Here is a 20121-nt window from a genome sequence, read left to right on the forward strand (position 1 = left end):
GTAGCGACGCCGAAGGCGTCTCCGCTTGACGACGGCCGTGCTCAGAGCGCCGCCGCAATCTCTTCCGGGATGTCGAAATTCGCCGTCACGGTCTGGACGTCGTCATCGTCCTCCAGCGTCTCGATCAGCCGCATCAGTTTCTGCGCCGTGTCCAGATCGACATTTGTGCGGTTCTGCGGCCGCCAGACCAGCTTCGATTCCTCGCTCTCGCCAAGGACCGCCTCCAGGGCGTCCGAGACCGCCGAAAGATCGCCGTCGGCGCAATAGATCCAGTGGCCGTCCTCGTCCGATTCCACATCCTCGGCACCCGCCTCGATCGCCGCCAGCATGACGGTGTCTGCATCGCCCGCGCTCGCCGCGTACATGATCTCGCCCACCCGGTCGAACATGAAACTGACCGAACCCGTGGTGCCGAGGTTCCCGCCGAACTTCGAGAACGTGGACCGCACGTTCGACGCGGTCCGGTTGAGATTGTCTGTCATCGCCTCGACAATGATCGCGATCCCGTTCGGACCGTAGCCCTCGTAGCGGATCTCGGTATAGTCCGCCGCGTCGCCGCCGAGCGATTTCTTGATCGCCCGCTCGATCACGTCCTTGGGGCAAGACACGGCCTTCGCCGCCTTCACCGCGAGCCTGAGGCGCGGGTTCTTCTCCGGATCCGGGTCGCCCATCTTCGCCGCGACCGTGATTTCCTTGGCGAGTTTGGAAAACAGCTTCGAGCGGGCGGCATCCTGCCGACCCTTGCGATGCTGGATATTGGCCCATTTCGAATGGCCTGCCATGACCGTCTCCGTCCGATTTCGAGGTTCGCGCCTCTATATGTCACCCCCACCCCCGCCCGCAAGCCCGGGGCCGGTCAGGACTTGCATCCAGTCGCAGCGGGGTCTTCACTAGAGAGATGACCCTCGACCAGATCATCCTCTTCGCGCTCTTCGCCCTCGTCTTCGCGGCCCTGATCTGGGGGCGGTGGCGCTACGATCTCGTCGCCTTCGCCGCCCTTCTCGCCGGTGTCGTCCTCGGCGTGGTGCCGGCGGAAACGGCTTTCGACGGTTTCGGCCATCCGGCGACACTGGTCGTGGCGATCGTCCTCGTGGTCTCGGCCGGGCTGACGCGGGCCGGCGTCGTGATGCTGATCACGCGCCGCTTCGTCCAGGCCGGCCGCGCGCTCGGCGCCCATATCGGCATCATGGGCGCGGTCGGCGGCGTTCTCTCGGCCTTCATGAACAACGTCGCGGCGCTGGCGCTTCTGATGCCGGTCGACGTGGCGGCGGCGCGCAAAGCCGGGCGGGCGCCGGGCCTTTCGCTCATGCCGCTCTCCTTCGCCACGATCCTGGGCGGCATGGTGACGCTGATCGGCACACCGCCCAACATCATCATCGCGACGATCCGCGCGGATTCGCTCGGCGCGCCATTCTCGATGTTCGACTTCGCCCCGGTCGGCGGGATCACCGCGCTGGCCGGGCTCGTCTTCGTGGCGCTCGTCGGCTGGCGCCTCATCCCCAGGCGCGAAGAGGCGGGGACCACGCGGGAAACCGCCGCGTACATTGCCGAACTGACGGTGGCGGAGGGCTCGTCGCTGATCGGACGCACGCTCGACGACCTCTATGACGAAGCCGACCGCACCGGCACCGCGATCATGGCGCTCGTCCGCGACGGCAAGCGCCGCTACGACGCGCCCCGCGAGACCGGGATCGTCGCCGGCGACGTCGTCCTCGTCGAGGCCGAAGCGGAGGCCATTGACGAGTTCCGCGCGAGCCTGAAGCTCGATTTCGCCGATCGTCGCCGCAAGAGCTATCTCGAAGCCGAAAAGGCGGGGCTCGTGATGGTCGAGGTGGTTGTTCCCGCGACCGCGCGCATTCGCGGCAAGACCGCCGAGGCGGTCGGCCTCGTCTGGCGCCACCGGACCCTCCTGATGGGCATCTCCCGGCGCGGGCATCCGATCTCCGGCCCCTTGCGCAAGGCCGTGGTCCGTACCGGCGACATCCTCCTCCTCCTCGCACCTGCCGAAACGGCCGACCACGTGGTCGACTGGCTCGGCTGCCTGCCGCTCGCCGAACGCGGACTCGCGGTGACGAAGCAGGAACGCACGGGCGCGGCGATCGCGATCTTCGGCGCGGCGGTCCTTGTGGCGAGCCTCGGCTGGGTCGACCTGCCGGTCGCCCTCGGCTGCGTCGTCGTCGGCTATGTCCTGGCCAAGGTCCTGCCCCTCTCCGAGATCTATGACCACATCGAATGGCCGGTCATCGTGCTCCTCGGCTCGATGATCCCGCTCGGCGCGGCGCTGGAAACGTCCGGCGGAACCGCGCTCATCGCCCATACGCTCGTCGGCCTCACCACCGGCGCCCCGGCCTGGGTGGCGCTTCTGCTCCTGATGGTGGTGACGATGACGCTCTCCGACGTCCTCAACAACACCGCTACCGCGATCGTCGCGGCGCCGGTCGGCATCGCGATGGCAAGGGCGCTCGACGCGTCCCCCGACCCGTTCCTGATGGCGGTCGCGGTGGCCGCATCTTGCGCTTTCCTCACGCCCATCGGCCACAAGAACAACATGCTGATCCTCGGGCCCGGCGGCTACGAGTTCGGCGACTATTGGCGCATGGGCCTGCCGTTGGAGATCCTGGTGATCGCGGTCTCGCTGCCCTGCATCCTCGTCTTCTGGCCGCTCTGATCCAAAGGCCGCGCCGTTCCGGCGCGAAGAGATGTCTCGCCCCCGCGGGAGTATTTGGGAACAGAAGAAGGCAGGCCGGTTTCTGCCTTTTCTGTTCAACAATACTCCTCAGGGGTGAATTGCCGCGCCTGCGGCAAGAGGGGGCCGATGCCCCCCAACGCGCCGCGCGCGATGCGCGGCGCCACCGAAAGGCTTGACGCCACACGGCGTCTCGATTGAACCGGATGCCCTCAGAGCGGCCAGATCAGGGGAATTGTCAGGCTGGCCGACACGGCAAGGATCAGGTTGAGCGGGATCCCCACTTTCAGGTAGTCTGAAAACTTGTACCCGCCCGGCCCGTAGACGAGCATGTTGGTCTGGTATCCGATGGGGGTCGAGAACGCCGCGGAGGCCGCGAACATCACCGCGACGACCAGTCCGCGCGGGTCGAGCCCGAGCGAATGGCCAAGCTCGATGGCGACCGGCGTGAAGATGACGCCGACCGCATTGTTCGACACGATCTCGGTCAGCACCATCGCCAGCAGATAGACCGCGAAGATCACCATCTGCGGCGGCAGGTCGGTCAGTGACGGGCTGATCCAGCCGACCAGAAGCCGCGCCGCACCGGAATGATCGAGCGCGGCCCCCACCGCGAGCATCGAGAAGATCAGCGCGAGAAGCCTCCCTTCGATGAAGGAAAACGCCTCCTCGGCGTCGATGCAGCGGGTCAGAAGGACGATCGCGACACCCACGACCGAAAGGGCGAGGATCGGGGCCACGCCGATCCCGGAGAGGGCGACGATGCCGGCCAGCACACCGAAGGCCACGGGCGCCTTGGCACGGCGATAGGCCTTGACCGTCGGTTTCGACACGTCGACGAGTTCCATGTCGGCGGCCAGCCGCTGGATGTCCTCCGGCGCCCCTTCGAGAAGGAGCGTATCGCCGACAACGACGACGAGATCGTCGAGCTGACGGCCGATATTCTGGTTCCGCCGGTGCACCGCGAGCGTGTAGACCCCGTAGCGGCGGCGCAGGCGCAGTTCGCCCAGGGACCGCCCGACCATCCGGCAGCCCGGCGAGATCAGCACCTCCACCGTCTCGGTCTGCACCGAGGACAGCTTGTCGACAAGCCGGATATCCTTGTTCTCCTGCATGCCGAGCAGCTCCGCCATCTCGGTCCTCAGAACGACCCGGTCGCCTTCCTGCAATTCCACCGGCGCAAGATCGCGGCGGAGCGAGGCGTCGCCCCGCAGGACGTCGATCACCCGCACCCCCGGCCGCTTGAAGAGATCGACCTCGAGCACTTTCTGGCCGACGAGGTTGGACCCCTCCGGCAGCGCCACCTCGGTGAAGAACTTCAGCTTCCGCCGGTCGCCGAGCATCACCCCCATCGACTGACGGTCCGGCAAAAGCCGCCGCCCGATGGTCGCGACGTAGATCATGCCGATCAGGACCTGCAATGCGCCGAGGGGCGTGATCTCGAAGATCGAGAAGGGCTTCATGCCCTGCGCCTTGGCCACGCCGTCGACGAGGAGGTTGGTCGAGGTGCCGATCAGCGTCACCGTGCCGCCGAGGATCGCCGCATAGGAGAGCGGGATCAGGAGTTTCGAGGCCGAGACGTTCAGCTTCCGCGCGATCGAGACCATCACCGGGATCATCACCACGACGACCGGCGTGTTGTTGAGGAAGGCCGAGGCAAGGGCCACGAACCCGAAAAGGATGACCAGCGTCACGGTCGGGCGGTGATCGGCATTCGCCTCGGCCGTGTGGGTCAGCCATTCCAGCGTCCCGGTCCGCACGAGTGCGCCCATGATCAGGAACATCGCCGTGATCGTCCAGGGTGCCGGATTCGTCAGCGCCTTGAGCCCGAGGTCATAGGGCAGGATCCCGAGCACGAGGAACAGCGACGCCCCCGAAATCGCGATCACCTCGGTCGGATAACGCTCGCGCACGAACATCACAAACATGCCCACGACGATCAGCAAGGTCAGGATGGCCTCGCCGTCGGGCGAGAGGGCTAGGTCGATCATTCAGTGACCCTTGGGCTCATGAATCGGGATATTACCCTCGCCCAACGGCAGGGCAAGCAAACTTCCGTCGCCGGACCGCGCGGGGCGCGGCTGCACAAGGAAGAGACCGGCGAAGACGATGCCGAGCGCGCCCCAGATCCAGAGCGAATACCGCTCGCCGAGGATCGCCACGGACCACAGGATACCGGTGCCGGTGATGATGTAGCTGACCTGCGCCGCAAAGACCGCGCCGCCATGCCCGACGATCCAGACATAGCCCGAATAGGCGACCGCATGGATCAGCGCCGTCACCACGAGCGACGCCCCCGCCCGGCCCATCGGAAAGCTCGGCGTGATCCAGCTTCCGCTCGCCCAGACGAATGGCAGGACCAGCACGAGGCCGATGAACGACGCGCCGAACAGCAGCTGGACGGGATCGAGGCCGTCCGTGCCGAGCCGCCCGAGCCCCGTCGCCTCGGCCGCGTAGAAGACCGGGGCGGCGAGCGCGAAGGGCACGAAGACAAGGGCCGCGCGGTCGGGCAGGCTCGCTTCCGGCAGGATGATCATCGCGATCCCGGCGAGACCGGCGAGGATGCCGAGAAACCGCAACGGTTCGGGGCGTTCGAGCCTGAGCCCGATAGCGAGCGGCAGGGCGAACATCGGGACCAGCGCGATGAAAAGCGCGACGAGGCCCGCAGGCAACCCCTCCTGTGCGGTATAGAAGGCCGCCCCCGGCAGGATCGTGCCGAACATCGCGATGAAGGCATAGCGGGCGAGCGATCCGGGGCTCAGCGGCACCGGCCGGCGCGCGACGATCAACCAGAAGCCGAGCACCGCCACCGCCACGACCTGTTGCCAGAAGACGATGCCAAAATGGCGATAGCCACCGAGCACGATGTATTTCGACAGGGGAGTGGTCAGCCCCCAGGCCGCCCCGATCACGAAAAGCGCGGCGAAAAGCATGCGGGAGGTCATCAGGGCCGCGCCTCTTCCAGCCGTCCGCCGACGCGGATCATCCGGACCCTGGTCGCAAGGCCGGTGCGGTCGTCGGTCTCGACATAGGTGCCTGAGAGGGTGGCCTCGCCGTTTGCCGGGGAGAAACGCTCCTTGCCCATGCCGGTGACGAAGCGGCGCATCGGTTCGAGCTTGTCCATCCCGATCACCGAATTGTAGTCGCCACACATGCCGGCGTCGGAGTGAAACGCGGTTCCGCCCGGCAGGACCTGCGCATCCGCGGTCGGAACATGGGTGTGGGTGCCGACGACGAGGCTCGCCCGTCCGTCGCACCAGTGGCCGACCCCCATCTTCTCGCTGGTCGCCTCGCAATGGATGTCGACGATCGCCGCCTGCACCGATCCGCCGAGCGGATGCGCGCGCAGGACCGCGTCGAGTGCCGAGAACGGATCGTCGAAGGGCCGCTTCATGAAGACCTGCCCAAGCGCCTGCGTCACCAGAACCTTGCGGCCGCTTTGCGCGGAGAAGACGCGCGCGCCCTTTCCGGGCGCGGTCTTGGCGTAGTTGAGCGGCCGGAGGATGCGCGGCTCGGTCTCGATGAAGGAGAGCATGTCCTTCTGGTCGAAGGCATGGTCCCCAAGGGTGATACAATCGGCCCCGGCCGCGAGAATGGCCTTCGCATGTTCGGCCGACAGACCCACGCCCGAGGTCGCATTCTCGCCGTTGACCACGACGAAATCGAGGCCCCACTCCGCCCGCAGCCCAGGAAGCCGCGCCGTCACCGCCGCGCGTCCTGCCCGCCCCATCACATCGCCGAGAAAGAGAAGTTTCATGCGCCCTGCCTAGAGCGGCGCGGGCCGCGACGCAAGCGCCTGAACGCCCGAAACGGAGGGATGAAAGGCGCAGGAACCGGGTCGCTCGAACGGCATCGTTCGACAAGAAAGGGGAAGTCCGAGGAGAGTGACCATGACCACCGCCGAGATTGCCGCCCTTTTGATCTTCCTCCTGCCGCTGGCCTACAGCCCCGGCCCCGGAAACCTCTTCTTTGCCGCGAGCGGCGCCCGCTTCGGCTTCGGCGCGACACTCGCCGCCAATCTCGGCTATCACATGGCCACCTGGGTCGTGACCGTCATGATCGGACTCGGCTTTGCCGGAATCCTCGCCGCCGGAGGCGCGGTCGCCACCACGATCCGGATCGCGGGAAGCGCGTATGTCTTCTGGCTGGCCTGCTCTTTCCTTCGGGCCGGTCTCGGCGCGGCTGCGCCAATGCCCCGGCGCGCGGGGTTCGTCGGCGGATCCCTCCTCCTTATTCTCAACCCAAAGGCCTATGTCATTATCTTTCTTATGTTTTCCCAGTTTCTGACGGGACATCTCCCGACCCCGTCCGGCGTTCTGGCCATCGCAACGATCTTCACCATGAACAACTGCCTGGCCTTCACGCTCTACACGCTTGCCGGGGACCGGATCGCCCGATCTTTCCGCGACCCCGCCCATTCGCGAATGCTGAATATCGTTTTCGGTCTGATGCTTGCGGCCGTTGCTTCATGGATGATCACCGCATGATTTTCGGCGAGAATCCGCCGTGACATTCACGCGCCAGTTGACGGAACCGCGACGCGCGACCTACCGTTTCCATTGGGTGGGCAGTCAAGGACAACAACATGGAAAATCGGGCCATTGGAAACGCCGCGACGATTGTCGCGCTGCTTGCATCGACGGCCGCGGCGAGTGCCGCGACGATCTCCTTCAGCGCCCTGCCCGACGAAGGAGCTCTCTCCACGACATATACCGAAAACGGCATCACCGCGACGGCGGGGAGCGGCACGCTCGGCTGGTATACGGCGCCCGGCACCGCCCATGTCGACGATGCCGGCACCGGATTCACCTCGGACATCACCTTCACCACCGGCGGCATCTTCGACGCGACGAGCTTCACGCTCACCTCGCTCGGCTACAACTTCCTGAATTCGCCCGGCACCGTCTCCGACAACATCCTCGTCGCGGGCTATGTCGGCGGCAGCCTCGTCGCCGGTGCCAACTATACGCTGTCGGCTGTCGCGGGCACGGTGCAGACGATCCTCCTCGGCTCCGCCTTCACGGCGATCGACGCCTTCACGATCAGTCTGCTCTACCCGCGCACCGGCCGCGACTGCGATGCGCCTTGCGGGCATTTCGACCTCAATTCGGTGACGCTCGACACCGGCCCGGCCCCGGTGCCACTGCCCCCGGCCGCGCCGCTGATGGGCGCTGCCGTTCTCGGGCTTTTCGCCCTTCGCCGCCGGCGCGGCGCCTGACCACTGAATTGAAAGGATGTTGTCCCGCCCTGCGCACCGGGCGGGACGAATGACGTTCGATCAGCCTGTTTCCGTCTTGTCCTTCCCAGGCACGATCACTTCTGCCTCGGTGACGATCAGGTCGAGCTTCTGGTCCGTCGCCTCGATCGGCACCGCGTCGACTTCCTGCGCCGCGAAGGCAAATCCGATCGCCATGACCGGCCCCGCCGCGCGCAGCGCCTCCAGCGTGCGGTCGTAGAACCCGCCGCCATAGCCGAGCCGGTAGCCCCGCCGGTCGAAGGCCAGAAGCGGCACGACAAGCACCTCGGGAACGATCCACTCGCCCGACTCCGGGATCAGCGCGCCGAACGCGCCCGCCACCATCGGCACGTCCGGCGCCCAGCGCCGAAACTTGAGCGCCTGGCCCGGCCCGAGGATCACCGGCACACCGACCGGGCCGTCATGCGCCGCCATCGCCGGCAGGCAGTCGATCTCGGTCCGCATCGGCATGTAGCCCGCCAGCGGTCGCGTCCCCTGTTCAGCAAGAACCGCTTTCAACCGGTCGGCATCGCCGTCCGTTCGCGCCTGAAACGCCACCTTGCGGCGCGCGAACGCCTCGGCCCGCGCCGCCGCCTTTATCTCCGCCAATGTCACAAAAGCACCAATGCCGCCAATCCCAGGAAGGCGAAGAATCCGACCACATCGGTCACCGTCGTCACGAAGGCCCCCGAGGCGAGCGCCGGGTCCACGCCTGCCTTCTCAAGAGCCACAGGAACGAGGATCCCGGCAAGCCCGGCAACGACCAGATTGACCACCATTGCGGCAGCCAGCACCACACCGATCATCGGCGATCCGAACCAGACCCACCCGACCAGGCCCATCACCAGCGCGAAGACGATTCCGTTGACCGCCCCCACCATCGCCTCGCGCCGCACGACACGCCAGACGTTCGATCCGGTCAGGTCGCGCGTCGCGATGGCGCGCACCGCCACCGTCAGCGCCTGGGTCCCGGCATTGCCGCCCATCGAGGCGACGATCGGCATCAGCACCGCCAGCGCCACGATCTGGCTGATCACCCCTTCGAACTGGGAAATGACTATGGAGGCCAGGATCGCCGTGACGAGGTTCACCGCAAGCCACGGCAACCGCTGCGTCGTCGTCTCGATCACAGTATCGGACAACGACCCCTCGCCGACGCCGGCGAGGCGGAGGATATCCTCCTCATGCTCCTCGTCGAGAACCGCCATTGCGTCGTCGATGGTGATCACGCCGACAAGCCGGTCGTCGGCATCGACTACGGGGGCCGAGATCAGGTGATACTGGTTGAAGGCATAGGCGACATCGCCTTCCTCCTCCAGCACATCGATGGTGCGGAAACTGTCCTCTGTGATGTCCTTGAGCGGCACAGAGCGTTTCGACGACAGAAGCTTGCCGAGCGTCACGTACCCCACCGGATGCCAGCGCGGATCGACCAGGATCACATGGTAGAACTGATCCGGCAACTCCTCGGCGTTTCTCAGAAAATCAATGGCCTCGCCCACCGTCCAGTGTTCCGGGGCCGTCACCACCTCGCGCTGCATGAGGCGGCCGGCGGAAAACTCCGGATAGGTCAGCGACTGTTCGACCGCGACCCGGTCGCTGTCTTCGAGCGCCCCGAGAATCCGCTCCTGCACCGGCTCCTCGAGGTCCTCGATGAGATCGACGACGTCGTCCGAGTCGAGCTCGCGCACCGCCTCGGTCAGAACTTCCTGCGGCAGCGCCGCGATCACTTCCTCGCGGATCGACTCGTCGAGTTCCGAAAGGATCTCGCCGTCGATCCCGCGCGACCAAAGCCGCAGAAGGCCGGCCCGCTGCGCCGGTCCGATCTGTTCGAGAAGGTCGGCGATGTCGGCCGCGTGAAGCGGCTCCATCAGCTCGTCGATGGTGGCGGCGTCGCCGGCCTCGACCGCGTCCAGGATGGCGTCGACGACCTTAGGATCGAGGCTGTATTCGTCCTCGTCCCGCTCGGCGATGTCGTCGTCCTGCTCCGCCATTCTTCCCCCGGTCCGATTACCGCGACCTTATCGGAAGCAGTTTCAAAGAAACAGGGGCAAAGGACGGATTTCCCTGCGCCCCGCATGGGCTTAGACTGGCCGCGCAACAGGAACATGAAGGCGCGCGACCATGACCGACCTGCTCATCGGCCAGACCTTGAGCTTCAGCGGAAACCCGATGACCGAGGGGATCGCGGCCGCCCGCCATTCGGCGCGCGGCGGCCTATTGATCGAGGGTGGAAAGATCGCGGCGGTGGGTGAGGCGGACGACCTTCGCCGGGCCCATCCGGACGCGCGCGTGACCGATTACGGCGACGCACTGATCTCGGCCGGCTTCGTCGACGCCCATGCCCACTACCCGCAGACCGCGATCATCGCGAGCTGGGGCAAGCGGCTCATCGACTGGCTGAACGCCTATACCTTCCCCGAAGAGATGCGGTTTTCCGACCCGGCCCATGCGGCCGGGATCGCCGCCCGCTACTTCGACCTGACGCTGTCGATGGGGACGACGACCGTCTGCTCCTATTGCACGATCCATCCCGAAAGCGTCGATGCCTTTTTCACCGAGGCGCAGCGGCGGGGCCTTCGCGCCTATGCCGGCAAGACCTGCATGGACCGGAACGCCCCCGACGGGCTCCGCGACACGCCGCAATCGGCCCATGACGACAGCCGCCGGCTCCTGCAGAAATGGCATGGCGTGGACCGGCTGTCCTATGTCATCACGCCACGCTTCTCGCCGACCTCGACGCCGGAACAGCTGTCGGCCCTCGGCGCGCTCTGGGCCGAAAATCCGTCCTGCCTCATGCAGACGCACCTCTCCGAACAGACCGACGAGATCGCCTGGGTGAAATCGCTCTACCCTTCGGCGCGCGACTATCTCGACACCTACGAGGCGCACGGCCTTCTCGGCCCGGGCGGGCTTTACGGCCACGCGATCCATCTCGAACCGCGCGAGCGCGACCGGCTGCGCGAGGTCGATGCGAGCCTCATCCACTGCCCGACCTCGAATACCTTCATCGGCTCGGGGCTCTTCGACATGGACGGTCTTTCCGCCTCCGGCCACCGGATCGGGCTCGCCACCGATACCGGCGGCGGGTCGAGCTTCTCGATGCTCCGCACGATGGCGGCGGCCTACGAGATCGCGCAGCTCCGTCACCGGGCCCTGCACCCTGCGGAACTCTGGTGGCTCGCCACCGAAGGGGCCGCCCGCGCCTTGCGCGCCGACGACCGGATCGGCAACCTCGCGCCGGGAATGGAGGCGGACCTCGTCGTTATCGACCTCGCCTCCACCCCCGCCATCGCCCAGCGCGCGGCGCGCGCGGGCGATATCTGGGAAGCGCTCTTCCCGACGATCATGATGGGCGACGACCGGGCGATCAGGTCGGTCTGGATTGCCGGCCGCCCACTTCCGAAGACGGCCTGATCCAGCTGCGGCGCCTCCGGCGCCATTCCTTCACGGGGTCGCCGCGCCGGGGCGCGGCTCCGCTGCCCCGGGCCGATGCCCGTCTTCCGTACCCTCCTTCTCGTTTCATCTTGCCCGAAATACCTTCGGGGGTCCGGGGGCGGAAAGCCCCCGGCCTACGCCATGAGCCGGCGGGCCAGCCGAGACTGGTCGGCGATCGCGCGCCCCAGATCCAGCGTCGTGACCTGACCGTCGCGCACGACCGGCCGGCCCTCGACGAACAGATCCCGCACCCGCGTCGGCCCGCACAGGATGAGGGCCGCGACCGGGTCCCAGGCGCCCGCCGCCTCGATCCCCGAGACGTCCCAGATTGCGATGTCTGCCCGTTTGCCAGGCTCCAGCGATCCGCAATCGCGCCGCCCCAGCACCCGCGCGCCGCCAAGCGTCGCGATCTCCAGCGCCTCGCGGGCGCTCATCGCATCGGCACCGTTCGCCACGCGTTGCAGGAGCATCGCCTGCCGCGCCTCGGCGACAATGTTGCCGGCGTCGTTCGAGGCCGAACCGTCAACGCCAAGCCCGACCTTGACGCCGGCATCGCGCATCCGGCGTACCGGCGCGATGCCGGAGCCGAGACGGCAGTTCGAGCAGGGGCAATGGGCGATCCCGGTCCGCGAGCGGGCGAAGAGGTCGATCTCCGCCCTGTCGAGCTTCACGCAATGGGCGTGCCAGACATCGTCGCCGGTCCAGCCGAGATCTTCGGCATACTGGCCGGGACGGCAGCCGAATTTTTCGAGGGAATAGGCGATATCCTCGTCGTTCTCCGCCAGGTGGGTGTGCAACATCACCCCCTTGTCGCGGGCGAGAATCGCCGCCTCGCGCATCAGGTCGCGGCTCACCGAAAAAGGCGAACACGGGGCAAAACCGACCCGGACCATCGCGCCGTCCGAAGGATCGTGGAAGGCGTCGGCGACGCGCTCCATGTCCTTCAGGATCGCCGGCTCCGCCTCCACCAGCGCGTCGGGTGGCAGCCCGCCCGCGCTCTCGCCGATGGACATCGCCCCGCGCGTCGGATGGAAGCGCAGCCCGATCTCGCGCGCCGCGTCGATCGTGTCGTCAAGCCGCGCCCCGTTCGGGTAGAGGTAGAGGTGGTCCGAGGTCAGCGTGCAGCCCGAAAGCGCCAGCTCCGCCAGCCCGACCAGCGCCGAGACCCGCATCTCCTCGGGCCCGAACCGGGCCCAGATCGGATAGAGCGTCTTCAGCCAGCCGAAGAGCAGCGCATCCTGTCCGCCCGGCACCGCCCGCGTGAGGGTCTGGTAGAGGTGGTGATGGGTGTTGACGAGGCCGGGTGTCACCACACAGCCCCTGGCCTCGACGACCTCGCCGGTGGTCTGCAATCCCGGCCCCACCCCGGCGATGACGCCGCCCCGGATCAGCACATCGGCGCCCGCGACCTCGGCACGGTCGGCGTTCATCGTCACAACGCGCTCGGCGCCCCGGATGAGGATTTCGGACATGTGTTCCCTCCTGCCACCCCTTCGGCGCTACGGGAACGGCCGGCGACAGAAGGGGGAAGGACTCGTCCGGCAAGAGCAAGTCTAGGCAAATGCGGGGACCAGCACCAGCCGTTCGGGCCGAAAGGACTTTCGCCCGAAGCCTGCGAATGGATCAGGAATTAAGGACTTCCATGGCCGCGCGATGCATTTCCGCATTCGCCGCGGCGAGGACGCGTCCGCCCTGATGAGCCGGCTGCCCTTCCCAGTCGGTGACGATACCGCCTGCCGCCTCGATCACCGCAATCGGCGCCTGCACATCGTAGGCTTGCAGCCCGGCCTCGACCACGAGGTCGATCTGCCCGGCCGCGATCAACGCATAGGCATAGCAATCGAGCCCGTAGCGGGTCAGCTTCGCACGCGCCTTCAACCGGTTGAAGGCCGCGCCCTCCTGTTCGGTGCCGACTTCGGGGAAGGTGGTGAACAGGATCGCCTCGTTCAGGGGCCGTGGTCCGCGGGCCTTCAGCCGTCGCGTTCCCATCGGGCCGACAACCTCCGCCACACCGAACCCGCCGCAGAAGCGCTCGCCGATGAAGGGCTGGTCGATCAGGCCGAAGACCGGCCCGGACGCGTCGGCGACGGATATCAAAACCCCCCAGGTCGGCGTGCCGGAGAGGTAGCTTCGCGTCCCGTCGATCGGATCGAGAACCCATGTCAGGCCGGAGGTTCCCGCCTTGACCCCGAATTCCTCGCCGAGGATGGCGTCGTCGGGGCGCCGCTCTGCGAGGATCTCGCGCATTCGCTCTTCCGACGCGCGGTCAGCGATCGTCACCGGATCGAAATGCGTCGTGACCTTGTTGTCGGCGGACAGCCCGTCGGAACGGAAATGCTCCAGCGTCGCCGCGCGCGCGGCGTCGGCCAGAGCATGTGCGGTGGCGATGAGCGCCGCGCGCTCAGCGTTGGAAATGGGGCTCATCGGGGACCTCGCTTGCTGCCCAAGCGGTAGCCCCCTGCCCCGGTCCGGTCAAGGCGCCTCAGGCGGCGTCCGAAAGCACCTTTGCAAGGTCGAAGAGCCGACGGCGCTGCGCCTCGGGAATCGCGTAGTAGGAGCGGACGAGCATCAGCGCTTCCTTGTCGGCGAGGATATCGCCGTCGATCTCCTCGACGATCGGGCTGCGCTGGTCGAGACCTTCGAAGAAGAAGCTGATCGGAACGCCCAGCGAATCCGCGATGTCCCAGAGCCGGGAGGCAGAGATCCGGTTCATGCCGGTTTCGTATTTCTGGATCTGCTGGAACTTGATTCCAACCTTGTCGGCGAGCTGTTGCTGCGTCATGCCCACCATCCAGCGGCGATGGCGTACGCGCTTGCCAACATGGACGTCAACTGGGTGTTTCATCGTCATCTCCATACTATCGCTATAAGAATATCAAGCAAGTTACGTGCCAAACAGGCATGCCCCCAAAGTTTTTCACGAAAATATTAAACCGGGGGAACTCGCTCAACGTCACGCGGATAACGCAAAGGAATGCCTGCAATTCGGGAAACAGTCACCCTATACGAAAATACATGTTCCTCCGCTCGCCTCCGGAGTCCTTCTCATTTTGCATTGCATTTTGCTAATCATGCGGATCAGGATTTTTCCATTTTGCAACACGCTTTTCCCGAACCGGGCTGGTCCTGCCCTTCCGGTGTGGATAGCTTGGCGCAAAGGGAGACGGTCATGGAAGCATTCGGAATTCGCGCCTACGGCGAGGCGCCGCAACGCCTCGATCTGCCAATGCCGGAGCCGGGGCCCGGTGAGGCGCGTGTGCGCATCGCCGCCTGCGGCCTGAATTTCGCCGATCTCCTGATGATCGACGGCAAGTACCAGGAACGGCCGGAACCGCCCGTGACGCTCGGCATGGAGCCGGCGGGCTGGGTCGATGCGCTCGGCCCGGATACGGACGGTCCGCCGGTCGGAACCCGCGTCGTCGTCTATGCGAATGCCGGCGGATTGGGCGAGTACGGCTGCTTTCCGGCCGCGCGCTGCCTGCCGATTCCGGATGCGATGCCCTTCGACCATGCCGCGGCCTTCCAGATCGCCTACGGCACGAGCCACCTCGCCCTCGACCACAAGGCGCGGCTTCAGCCCGGAGAGACGCTCCTCGTCCTCGGCGCCGCCGGCGGCGTCGGGCTGACGGCGGTAGAGATCGGCAAGCGCATGGGCGCGCGGGTCATCGCCTGCGCCCGCGGCGCCGACAAGCTCGACGCGGCGCGGGCGGCGGGGGCCGATCACCTCATCGACAGCACGGATGCGGATCTCAGGGCCGAGGTCAAGGCGCTTGGCGGCGCCGAAGTGGTCTACGATCCGGTCGGCGGGGACCAGTTCGACGCGGCCTTCCGCGCGACCAATCCCGACGGCCGCATCGTTGTCATCGGCTTCGCCAGCGGCAAGGTTCCGCAGATCGCCGCCAACCACCTTCTGGTCAAGAACATCTCCGTCATCGGACATTACTGGGGCGGATACCTGAAATTCCGGCCCGAGATACTGACCGGCAGCCTCGAAACCCTGATCGGCTGGTATGCGGAGGGCGGATTGCGCCCGCATGTCTCCCACCGGCTTCCCCTGGCCCGCGCGGGCGAGGCGCTGGAGCTACTGCGCAGCCGTCAGTCGACCGGAAAAGTCGTCGTCACCCTCTGAGGCGCGATCCCCGGCGATCACCCTCAGGCAGCATTGCGCGTCGCCATAGGCGCAGCGCAATTGCGTCACCAGCGCGTTGACGACCTCGCCCTTCTGCACGCCGGCCTGATACATGCAGATGTCGAGATGGCCGAGATCGGGCAGCGCGTTCGCGCCGTCGATGGCGACGGTGCCGGTGGGCAAGGCACCGTCCATCCGCGCGCTGATCGAAAGGTCGGCGGCGACCGTCGCATCGGCCACCTGCTCGGATTCCCCCCCCACGGCGATCTCCCAGCGGATGCCGGCGCCGTTGAGGGCCGCCTGCGCGATGGGCCGGAAGAAACAGGTCTCGACGAAGGCGAGCCTGAGGGGACGCTGCTGCCAGGCGTTGCCGTCCGGCGCGCCGACCCAGACCAGACGGCGGGTGGCGAGCCGCTCGCCCCCCTCGCCCGGCGCTGCCTCGGTCGTCAGGATCACGTCGTAATCGCCGCGCGCGAATCCTTCCTTCAGCTTCGAGGTGAAGCAGGAAACGAGATTGATCCGCATCCGCGGATATTCCGCCGCCATCGCCTTCAGGATGCGCGGGATCTGAGGATAGACGATGTCATGCGGCACACCGAGGCGAAGCTCGCCCTCGAACGCGGTATCGGTCATCCGCGACAGCGCCTCGTCGTTCAGCTCCAGCATCTTGCGGGCATAGTTGAGAAGCTGTTCCCCCTCCGGCGTCAGCGTCAGCTTGCGCTGCGCGCGCGAAAAGAATTCCAGCCCCAGCCCCTCCTCCAGCCGCTTGATCTGCATCGAGACGGCCGACTGCGTGAGGTTCAAGAGCCCGGCCGCACGCGTGACGCCGCCGGCATCATTGACGGCGACGAGGGCGCGGAGGGCGGTGAGGTCGAGATTCCGGGGCATGTTCAAAATCCGTGATGGAAGATCGGACAATCATTCATTTCCATAATTCATCACAAGGGCGCATATAAATCAAGCCTCCTGATGGATGCAGCCCGAAACATCACGATCAGACAGGAAACCAGATGGAACACGCCCTTCCCCGCCGTCACCTCAGCCGCCCTGGCCTTCTCGCCCGGCTCCGCCACCGGATGGCCCATATCCGCCACCGCCGCAGGCTTCGCGACCTCAGCGACCACATCCTCGACGACATCGGAATCAGCCGCGACGCGGCCGAACGCGAGGCGTCGCGGCCGGTCTGGGACGTCCCCAACACCTGGCGCAGATGAATCGACCAGGCAGTGGACTGAAGATCTTGAATTCTTCCAATTGCTTCCCGATATTCCCTTGGGAACGCGCGGCTTTCGGGCCGCGCGAATAGGAAATGTAACGGGAGGCTTTGATGGCTGACTATCAAACGATCCGCGCCGGCCGGGCTGGTACCCGGACGCTTGCGGTCGATGAAGGGCTTCGCGCCCATATGAACAAGGTCTACGGGCTGATGTCCGTCGGCATGCTACTGACGGCCGCTGCGGCCTGGGCGATTTCGGGCCTCGCGGTCACGACCGACCCGACGCTCGCCGCGGCGCAGATCGGCGCGGACAAGTACCTGACCGGCTTCGGCGCCGCACTCTACACCTCGCCGCTGAAATGGCTGGTGATGTTCGCCCCCCTCGCCTTCGTCTTCGCCTTCAGCGCGATGATCGGGCGGATGTCGGCGGCGGCGGCCCAGCTCGTCTTCTACGCCTTCGCGGTGACGATGGGCGTGTCGATCAGCTCGATCTTCCTCGTCTTTACCGGCATGTCGATCGTGCAGACCTTCCTCGTGACCGCGATCGCCTTCGCGGGCCTGTCGCTCTGGGGCTACACGACCAAGAAGGACATCTCGGGCTGGGGCTCGTTCCTGATCATGGGCGTGATCGGGCTTCTGGTGGCGTCGATCGTCAACATCTTCCTCGGCTCGCCGGCGGTCATGTTCGCGATTTCGGCGCTTGGCGTCCTGATCTTCGCGGGTCTCACCGCGTATGACACGCAGAACATCAAGAACACCTACATCGCCCATGCCCAGCACGGCGATGCGGAATGGCTGGGCAAGTCGGCGATCATGGGGGCGCTGAACCTCTATCTCGACTTCATCAACATGTTCATGTTCCTGCTGCAGTTCATGGGCAATCGCGAGTGATCCGAGGCGACCAGACCAAAGACGAAGGGCCGGGGATTTCCCCGGCCCTTTTTTCTTAGCCGCAACTCAGCGGGACGACGAAGGCCGCGATACCGGAATGGCTGCGTTTCCTGGGCCGGCGGGGCGAAAATATGTCGATTGACTACTTCCGATCCAAGGCGGGACAAAACGAAAAGGCCGCGCAACGGCGCGGCCTTTGGATCCTTGCGGAAATGCCAGATCTTACTTGATCTTGCCTTCCTTGTATTCGACATGCTCGCGCTTGACCGGATCGTACTTCCGCACGACCATCTTCTCGGTCATGGTGCGGGCATTCTTCTTGGTCACATAGAAGTGCCCGGTGCCCGCCGTCGAGTTCAGACGGATCTTGATCGTCGTCGGCTTCGCCATTGTCGTTCTCCACTAGCCGGACGACCCTGGCCGCCCGCGAAATCCTTGAAGCCCGCCTTTTACCGACGCGCCGGACGGAGTCAACAGCCAAACCGACAGGACCGGAATCAATTTCCGCGCGGCGGCGGCCCCATCGGGTCGCCGCGGGGGAGGCGGGGGCACCTCACCATCCGGAAGGCGGTGCGCCCGCCCGACGCCCGTCAACATCACGCGGTCGGGCGCCCCATGGCCTTGTGCAGGCGCGCCCGCGTCGCTGCATCGAGCCCGAGCGCGGCCGCGAGCTGGGCGAGGTAGGCCTCTTCCGCCGGCGTATCGACCCGGATCGCCATGAGCGAGGTCGCGTAGACCTGTTCGCGCATCGCCGTGCCGGCATCCGTGGCAAGGGCCGCGAGGTCCCCGGGCTCGTCCAGAGCGGCCTGGACAAAAGCGATCTCCTCATCGCTGGCATCGTTGAGATGATCGAGAATCTTCGCCCGCTCCTCCGCGTCGATCTCGCCGTCGGCCTTGGCGGCCATGATCATGGCGCGGATCATCAGCTTGGCGTTCTCCTCGTTCATCGCCGAGGCGGGCGAGGCGCCGGAGATCGCCTCCATCATGTCGCCCATCATCTTGCCGCCGGCTGTGGCCGCCCCGGTCATCGAGGCGATGAGCCCGCCGAGGCCCGCCTCGGCCGCCTCCGACGCGCCCCCGAAGCGCTCGTACATCTCCCGCACCGTCTTCGCGCCACCCGGAAGGCCCATCTTCTCGGCCTGCTGGCCCCACTGGTCGACGGCGCCGCCCGGCTCCCCGGCCTTCTTCATCGCCTCCTTCACGCCGGTCATCCCGCCAGCATCCCTGTACTTGTCATACCCGCGCGCGGCGGCGAACCCGATGGCCAGGGTGGCCAGTGTCTTGACGAAACTCATGTCGGTTACTCCTTGACAGCCCAACCCATCATAACCCGGCTTCCGTGACGCGCACCCACCAATCTGCGGGGCGGCGAAACCGCGCATGATGGTCCAGCCATCGCAGCGGGACATTTAGCGTGGCCTTGGTGGATAATCTGCGCGGAGGGCCTGTAAGCCGGATTCTGTCCACCCCGGACCGTGATCCGGGGCTGGATGACCATTCATCTCGCCCCGCCGTTGCCGACGGGATCAAGCTGCCAACCCGGGCCTCTCGGGCTGAAGCGTCCCTGCGGGCGGTCTCCGTTGCCGGACCGGCCCCCGCGCGAGGCCCCTATTTGGCATTGCTCCCGGTGGGGCTTGCCGTGCCGTCCCTGTCGCCAGGTCCGCGGTGGGCTCTTACTCCACCGTTTCACCCTTGCTGCCGCCGGAGCGGAAGCGGTTTCTTCTCTGTGGCGCTTTCCCTCGGGTTTCCCCGGCCGGGCGTTACCCGGCACCGTTGCTTCATGGAGTCCGGACTTTCCTCGAAGGGCGAACCCCTCGCGGTCATCCGGCCCTCCGCGCAAGCGATGAGTTAGGTGTCCCGCTGGCCGCCGTCAACCGGGAAGCGGCGGGAAAGCTCGGCGGCAAGCGCCCGGTCGGCCGCCGCCTCCGGCCCCGAGGCGCCCGGTCGGAACCGCAGTCGAAACGCCGCGAGCCGGGCGTCGGGCGCGGCGTCGGGGTAACCGAGCGCACGGGCCGAGGCGGCGAAGTCCGTCTCTGGGTCGCCGTGCATGTCAGGCCAGACCGAGAGCCCGCCAAGCGCCAGCCGCCGCCAGTCGAAACGCGGGCCCGGATCGCGCTTGCGTTCCGGCGCCATGTCGGAATGGCCGATGACCCGCTCGGGCGAGATCGCCCAGCGCGCCATGATACCGGGAAGTAGCGCTTCAAGCGCGGCCATCTGCGGCTCCGGGAACGGCGCGTCGCCGGGATTGGCAAGCTCGATCCCGATGGAATGGGAATTCACGTCCGTGATGGCGCCCCAGCCACCTGCCCCGGCATGCCAGGCGCGCGCCTCTTCCGGCACCAGTGCCTCGACCTCACCCGATTCCGAGATCAGGTAGTGGGCCGAAACCTCCGCCTCGGGGTCGCAAAGGCGCGCCCGTGCCTCCGCGCATGTCGGCATCGCGGTATAGTGGATGACGATCAGGCTCGGACGCGCGCCATCGCGCCGCTCCCCGAAATTCGGCGAGAGCTGCGACGGGGCCACGG

Annotated in this window: 20 protein-coding genes and 1 other RNA gene; 7 read left to right on the top strand and 14 right to left on the bottom strand. The window is 66.5% G+C overall.

Annotation, left to right across the window (positions count from 1 at the left end; genetic code table 11):
* Positions 1-41: 41 nt before the first annotated feature.
* Positions 42-782: a YebC/PmpR family DNA-binding transcriptional regulator gene (locus tag V5734_RS14685; RefSeq protein ID WP_347310389.1), complete on the bottom strand. Its 741-nt coding sequence runs from the start codon at positions 780-782 to the stop codon at positions 42-44.
* A gap of 116 nt (positions 783-898) precedes the next feature.
* Here V5734_RS14685 and V5734_RS14690 point away from each other — a divergent pair, with 116 nt between their 5' ends.
* Complete coding sequence (locus V5734_RS14690; protein ID WP_347310390.1) at positions 899-2668, top strand: SLC13 family permease; 1770 nt, start codon at positions 899-901, stop codon at positions 2666-2668.
* 230 nt (positions 2669-2898) lie between these two features.
* Here the strand turns inward: V5734_RS14690 and V5734_RS14695 are convergent, their stop codons facing one another.
* The 3 genes from V5734_RS14695 to V5734_RS14705 are packed head-to-tail and all read right to left on the bottom strand — an operon-like array spanning position 2899 to position 6443.
* The gene (locus tag V5734_RS14695) at positions 2899-4677 is read right to left on the bottom strand and encodes an SLC13 family permease (RefSeq protein ID WP_347310391.1); all 1779 of its coding nucleotides are present in this window, start codon (positions 4675-4677) and stop codon (positions 2899-2901) included.
* Positions 4678-5631: a DMT family transporter gene (locus V5734_RS14700; protein WP_347310392.1), complete on the bottom strand. Its 954-nt coding sequence runs from the start codon at positions 5629-5631 to the stop codon at positions 4678-4680.
* Entirely contained in the window at positions 5631-6443 is an 813-nt protein-coding gene (locus V5734_RS14705; RefSeq protein WP_347310393.1) for a TIGR00282 family metallophosphoesterase, read from the bottom strand. The genes V5734_RS14700 and V5734_RS14705 overlap by 1 nt, the downstream gene beginning before the upstream one ends.
* Positions 6444-6576: 133 nt before the next feature.
* Between V5734_RS14705 and V5734_RS14710 the strand changes: the two genes are divergently transcribed.
* Both V5734_RS14710 and V5734_RS14715 read left to right on the top strand, forming a co-directional pair.
* Complete coding sequence (locus V5734_RS14710) at positions 6577-7173, top strand: LysE family translocator (RefSeq protein WP_347310394.1); 597 nt, start codon at positions 6577-6579, stop codon at positions 7171-7173.
* 98 nt (positions 7174-7271) lie between these two features.
* Positions 7272-7904 (top strand): hypothetical protein, encoded by a 633-nt coding sequence (locus V5734_RS14715; RefSeq protein ID WP_347310395.1) that lies wholly within the window; start codon positions 7272-7274, stop codon positions 7902-7904.
* Between the two features lie 60 nt (positions 7905-7964).
* On the opposite strand, the gene V5734_RS14720 is transcribed toward V5734_RS14715, so the two are convergent.
* Both V5734_RS14720 and mgtE read right to left on the bottom strand, forming a co-directional pair.
* Positions 7965-8537, bottom strand: a complete 573-nt coding sequence (locus V5734_RS14720; RefSeq protein ID WP_347310396.1) for a 5-formyltetrahydrofolate cyclo-ligase — start codon at positions 8535-8537, stop codon at positions 7965-7967.
* A complete protein-coding gene (gene mgtE, locus V5734_RS14725; RefSeq protein ID WP_347310397.1) occupies positions 8534-9916 on the bottom strand; it encodes a magnesium transporter in 1383 nt (460 codons plus the stop codon). The genes V5734_RS14720 and mgtE overlap by 4 nt, the downstream gene beginning before the upstream one ends.
* Positions 9917-10046: 130 nt before the next feature.
* Here mgtE and guaD point away from each other — a divergent pair, with 130 nt between their 5' ends.
* Positions 10047-11339 (top strand): guanine deaminase, encoded by a 1293-nt coding sequence (gene guaD, locus V5734_RS14730; RefSeq protein WP_347310398.1) that lies wholly within the window; start codon positions 10047-10049, stop codon positions 11337-11339.
* Positions 11340-11494: 155 nt separating this feature from the next.
* Here guaD and V5734_RS14735 read toward each other — a convergent pair whose 3' ends face one another.
* The 3 genes from V5734_RS14735 to V5734_RS14745 form a co-directional block, all read right to left on the bottom strand.
* Positions 11495-12832: an 8-oxoguanine deaminase gene (locus tag V5734_RS14735; RefSeq protein ID WP_347310399.1), complete on the bottom strand. Its 1338-nt coding sequence runs from the start codon at positions 12830-12832 to the stop codon at positions 11495-11497.
* 151 nt (positions 12833-12983) lie between these two features.
* Complete coding sequence (gene hisN / locus V5734_RS14740; protein WP_347310400.1) at positions 12984-13784, bottom strand: histidinol-phosphatase; 801 nt, start codon at positions 13782-13784, stop codon at positions 12984-12986.
* A 58-nt stretch (positions 13785-13842) separates the two neighbouring features.
* The gene (locus tag V5734_RS14745; protein ID WP_347310401.1) at positions 13843-14205 is read right to left on the bottom strand and encodes a helix-turn-helix domain-containing protein; all 363 of its coding nucleotides are present in this window, start codon (positions 14203-14205) and stop codon (positions 13843-13845) included.
* Between the two features lie 324 nt (positions 14206-14529).
* On the opposite strand from V5734_RS14745, the gene V5734_RS14750 reads away from it, so the two are divergent.
* Positions 14530-15489 (top strand): NADPH:quinone oxidoreductase family protein, encoded by a 960-nt coding sequence (locus V5734_RS14750; RefSeq protein ID WP_347310402.1) that lies wholly within the window; start codon positions 14530-14532, stop codon positions 15487-15489.
* On the opposite strand, the gene V5734_RS14755 is transcribed toward V5734_RS14750, so the two are convergent.
* A complete protein-coding gene (locus tag V5734_RS14755) occupies positions 15442-16377 on the bottom strand; it encodes a LysR family transcriptional regulator (RefSeq protein ID WP_347310403.1) in 936 nt (311 codons plus the stop codon). The genes V5734_RS14750 and V5734_RS14755 overlap by 48 nt on opposite strands.
* 122 nt (positions 16378-16499) lie before the next feature.
* Between V5734_RS14755 and V5734_RS14760 the strand changes: the two genes are divergently transcribed.
* Entirely contained in the window at positions 16500-16703 is a 204-nt protein-coding gene (locus V5734_RS14760) for a DUF1127 domain-containing protein (protein ID WP_347310404.1), read from the top strand.
* Positions 16704-16816: 113 nt separating this feature from the next.
* Positions 16817-17596, top strand: coding sequence for a Bax inhibitor-1/YccA family protein (locus V5734_RS14765; protein WP_347310405.1), 780 nt, complete (start codon positions 16817-16819; stop codon positions 17594-17596).
* Positions 17597-17818: 222 nt separating this feature from the next.
* Here V5734_RS14765 and rpmG read toward each other — a convergent pair whose 3' ends face one another.
* The 4 genes from rpmG to V5734_RS14785 all read right to left on the bottom strand — a co-directional run bounded on the left by rpmG (position 17819) and on the right by V5734_RS14785 (position 20119).
* Positions 17819-17986 carry a 50S ribosomal protein L33 gene (rpmG, locus tag V5734_RS14770; protein ID WP_017928995.1) on the bottom strand — a complete coding sequence of 56 codons (168 nt, stop codon included), beginning with the start codon at positions 17984-17986 and terminating at the stop codon, positions 17819-17821.
* Between the two features lie 206 nt (positions 17987-18192).
* On the bottom strand, positions 18193-18891 hold the full coding sequence (locus V5734_RS14775) for a tellurite resistance TerB family protein (RefSeq protein WP_347310406.1): 699 nt from the start codon (positions 18889-18891) through the stop codon (positions 18193-18195).
* Between the two features lie 137 nt (positions 18892-19028).
* Positions 19029-19432, bottom strand: an RNA gene (gene rnpB / locus V5734_RS14780) — RNase P RNA component class A.
* Positions 19433-19444: 12 nt separating this feature from the next.
* Positions 19445-20119 (bottom strand): N-acetylmuramoyl-L-alanine amidase, encoded by a 675-nt coding sequence (locus V5734_RS14785; protein ID WP_347310407.1) that lies wholly within the window; start codon positions 20117-20119, stop codon positions 19445-19447.
* Between the last annotated feature and the right edge of the window lie 2 nt (positions 20120-20121).

Origin of the sequence: Defluviimonas sp. SAOS-178_SWC, from assembly GCF_039830135.1 — a bacterium.
GTDB lineage: Bacteria > Pseudomonadota > Alphaproteobacteria > Rhodobacterales > Rhodobacteraceae > Albidovulum.